Raw genomic sequence first — 3083 nt, forward strand, 5'->3', positions numbered from 1 at the left:
GTGCCCGCCCCGGGGCGGGCACCGTCACACCGCGCAGCGCGGACGGGCACCGTCACACCGCGCAGCGCGTCCTAGGAGGCTGGCTCGGAGGCGTGGGCGGCGTTTGTCGGTCCCGAGCGACCGGCGTCAGCGGGCGGACGGAATCGGGAGCGTGTCGTCGACGCGGCAAGCGCGCACGTGGAGGAGAAGCACATCCGCGAGCTCTTCGCCGTCGGCCCCGACCCCGAGCCGCACGTGGCGAAGGTCCGGTCGTACGTCGACGCCGGCTTCGACCACGTCGTTCCGCAGAACGCCGGCGGCCACCCCGACGGCTTCCTCGACTTCTTCGCCGACGACCTCGCCGGCCGGCTGCGCGCCCTCCACCAAGGGTCACCTTAAAGCGCAATACGGACAGGAAGGTGTGAACGTGAACAGTGCTGCCATTCATCTTCAACGGCACCAGACGGTGCGCGCTCACCCGCCGACGTGGATGCCGGGCCGACGCAGCGGGTCGGGCTCGATACGGCGAATGATCTCCCGTACCACCGGCGGGGTGTCCCCCTGGCCGAGGATCAGGTAGCGCAGCAGATGCGCGATCGGGCTGCCCTCCGACCACTCGAAGTGCGCGTGCGGGCGTACCCCGGTGGCGTCGCGCAGCGCCAGCAGGATCGCGGCGATCGCGTTCGGCGCGGCCGGGCTGCTGGCCCGCAGCACCCGGAAGCCGGCCACCTCGACGCCGTGCACCCGCAGCACCTGGCTGAACCCCGACGGATCCACCACGTCGATCTCCAGGAACAGCACGTCCGCGGCCCCGGGCACCGGGTTGATGCTCCGCTGCGCCCGCTCCTTGATCGTGTACTCCTTCGCTGAGCCGCTCTGCCGCTTGTTGGCGATGAGGTGCAACTGCCCGTCATGAGCCAGCGAATCGGCGACGAACCGGCGGGCCGGCTCGTCGAACTCGATCCGCTCGGCGCGCAGCTCCGTCGTCCGGGTGACGCGGGAGATCAGCGACACCACGATGATGCCCAGAATGAACAGCGCCGAGATGGTGATCCCGTCCGGTTGCTCGACGACGTTCTCCAACAGCGCGTACAGCAGCACCAGGGTCAGCACCGTGAAGCCGATGCCGGCGGCGCGCTGGCGGTGCCGGACCGCGGAGATGGTCACCGCCACCGCGCCGGAGACCATCATCGCCAGGATGCCGGTAGCGTACGCCCCGGCCTGGGCGTTGACGTCGGCCCGGAAGGCGATCGTGATGGCGACGCTGACCACGGTGTAGACGATCACCACCGGGCGTACCGCGCGCGCCCATTCCGGGGCCATGCCGTACGAGGGCAGGTAGCGGGGCACGATGTTGATCAGGCCGGCCATGGCCGAAGCGCCGGCGAACCAGAGGATGAGCACGCTGCTCACGTCGTAGACGGTGCCGAAACCCTCGCCGAGATAGGTGTGCGCCAGGAAGGCCAGCGCCCGACCGTTCGCGGGGCCGCCCGGGCGGAACTCGGCGGCGGGAATGAGCGCGGTGGTCACGAAGGTCGTCGAGATCAGGTACACCGACATGATCAGCGCGGCGGTGGTGAGCAGCCGGCGGGTGTTGCGGATCCGGGCGGCCAGCCTGGCCGCCGGGTCCGGGCCGTCGGCCGACACCAGCGGCATCATGCTGACGCCGGTCTCGAAGCCGGACAGCCCCAGCACCAGCAGCGGGAACGCCAGCACGGCCGTGATCAGGACGTGGCCCGCCCCGCCGCCCGCGGTCAGCGCGGTGGTCCAGTCCGACACGATGGCGGGGTCCTCGACGATCCGGGTCACCGCGACCACCACGATCACCGCGTTGAGGACGAGGAAGACCGCCACCAGCGGGATGGCCACCACGACGGCCTCGCGGAAGCCGAGCAGGAACACGCCGCCGAGGACGAGCAGCAGCGCCATGGTGACCAGCACCGGCACCGCCGGGCCGTGCAGGGCGTCCGGCAGGTACGGGTTCTCCAGCAGGTGCACGGTGGCGTCGGCCGAGGACAGGGTGATCGTGATGATCCACGAGGTGGCCACGAACCCGAGCAGCACGAGCACGAAGATCTTGCCCCGCCAGAACGGCAGCAGCCGTTCCAGCATCGCGACCGAGCCCTGCCCGTGCGGGCTCTCCTGGGCCACCCGGCGGTACATGGGCAGCATGCCGAACAGGGTCAGCGCGACGATCAGCATGGTCGCCAGCGGGGACAGCGCACCAGCGGCCACCGCCGCGATGCCCGGCAGGTAGGACAGGGTGGAGAAGTAGTCCACGCCGGTCAGGCACATCACCTGCCACCAGGGGTGCCGGCGGCTCTGCCCCTCTTCGGCCTCCGGGCCGGGCGGCTGCACCTGGTGCTGGAAGAGCCACCGGCGCAGCGGGCTGGCCGGCGGCGCCGACCGGGCCGGACTGTCGACCCGCTCGGGCACCACGACACCCCGCCGGCCGCCGGAGTGCGGGCGGGCCGGGTCGCGGGCGGCGCGCAGGGCCGGGTCCGGTCCCGTCGGCGTATGGCGTCGTCCGTTCCAGCGTCGCGGTCTCGCCCGGTGCTCGTCAGCCATCGCCCGTCCCACCCTCGCAGGTCCTGATCCGACGGTAGGTGGTGCCCGGCGGTCCGACCGGCGGAACCGGGTACGCGGATGGCCTGCTCAGGGCAGGTCCTCATCCGGCGAGCAGCCGAGCGAGGGCCGGCGGGTCGGCAACGGTGACCGTGGCCGCCGGATGCCGGGGCCAGCCGCCGGGCGCCAGAGCCGGCACCGGTACGCCGAAGCGCAGGCAGACCCCGCCCGCCGTGCTGCTGCCGAAGCTCACGCCGCCGTCGACCAACGACAGGTGCGGGCCGATCACCCGCCACCAGCGGTACGGGCCGCCCACCTCGGCGCCGAGCACGTTGTCCCGGCCGGTGCGCAGCCGCCACGGCCCGTACCGGATCAGGAGGTCCTGGTCGGTGACGGCGACCCAGGCCGTCGCCGGCCGCACACCCAGCAGCGCCAACGGCGGACGGAACGCCGGGTCGAAGCGGAACGGAAACCGGGCCAAAGCGGCGGTCATCGCGCACCGGGCCGGGACAACGTGCTCGGCGCCGAGGTGGGCGGCC

Annotated in this window: 3 protein-coding genes; 1 reads left to right on the plus strand and 2 read right to left on the minus strand. The window is 72.4% G+C overall.

What is annotated here, in order from left to right; translation table 11 throughout:
* Nucleotides 1–177 precede the first annotated feature (177 nt).
* Nucleotides 178–378 (plus strand): hypothetical protein, encoded by a 201-nt coding sequence (locus AB0J68_RS30000; RefSeq protein ID WP_363941981.1) that lies wholly within the window; start codon nucleotides 178–180, stop codon nucleotides 376–378.
* A gap of 75 nt (nucleotides 379–453) precedes the next feature.
* Here AB0J68_RS30000 and AB0J68_RS30005 read toward each other — a convergent pair whose 3' ends face one another.
* Both AB0J68_RS30005 and AB0J68_RS30010 read right to left on the minus strand, forming a co-directional pair.
* On the minus strand, nucleotides 454–2547 hold the full coding sequence (locus AB0J68_RS30005; RefSeq protein ID WP_355067759.1) for an amino acid transporter: 2094 nt from the start codon (nucleotides 2545–2547) through the stop codon (nucleotides 454–456).
* Between the two features lie 100 nt (nucleotides 2548–2647).
* Entirely contained in the window at nucleotides 2648–3037 is a 390-nt protein-coding gene (locus AB0J68_RS30010) for a hypothetical protein (protein ID WP_355067757.1), read from the minus strand.
* Between the last annotated feature and the right edge of the window lie 46 nt (nucleotides 3038–3083).

Origin of the sequence: Micromonospora sp. NPDC049580 (genome assembly GCF_040675595.1) — a bacterium.
In the GTDB taxonomy this organism is placed as follows: Bacteria; Actinomycetota; Actinomycetes; order Mycobacteriales; family Micromonosporaceae; genus Micromonospora.